This window comes from Pseudomonas sp. 43(2021) (assembly GCF_017490805.1).
In the GTDB taxonomy this organism is placed as follows: domain Bacteria; phylum Pseudomonadota; class Gammaproteobacteria; order Pseudomonadales; family Pseudomonadaceae; genus Aquipseudomonas.
Genome location: NZ_JAFGYJ010000428.1, coordinates 1 through 468, shown reverse-complemented (window position 1 = coordinate 468; position 468 = coordinate 1). Strand labels below are relative to the sequence as shown.

General features: G+C 60.5%; 1 protein-coding gene and 1 pseudogene. Both read right to left on the bottom strand.

Going from position 1 to position 468, the window contains the following annotated elements; genetic code table 11:
• Positions 1 to 153, bottom strand: a pseudogene (locus J5M71_RS27995) (amidophosphoribosyltransferase); the annotation flags it as partial.
• Positions 154 to 194: 41 nt separating this feature from the next.
• A partial coding sequence (locus J5M71_RS27990) for a CvpA family protein (protein WP_207838829.1) occupies positions 195 to 468 on the bottom strand: 274 nt, incomplete at its 5' end.

Here is a 468-nt window from a genome sequence, read left to right as displayed (position 1 = left end):
CACCAGGCCATTATCCTTGCGCAGGAACAACCGGCCATCATGGCTGGTCACGATACCGGCAGCGTCCTGGCCGCGGTGCTGGAGCACGGTTAGCGCGTCATACAGCGCCTGATTGACGTTCGACTTACCGACGATACCGACGATGCCACACATGCGACGCAACCCCTACTTAATGGATCTGAACTGAACAGCACTCACTGAGGCGTTTTCGCCGTCGGCAAGAGCTGCTCCTTGAACGGAATCTCAGCGGGTACGCTGATTCCGCTGGCAAGCCACTGACTGCTCCACCCGAGTATCAGGTTTTTGGACCAGTCGGCGACCAATAGAAACTTGGGCACGAGCTGTGATTCTTTCCACCACCCGTCCTGCTGTACCGGCCCCAGGCTCAACAGCCCGACCGCCACGACCACCAGCAACACGCCACGCGCTGCGCCGAAGGCCATGCCGAGGAATCGGTCGGTCCCGGAC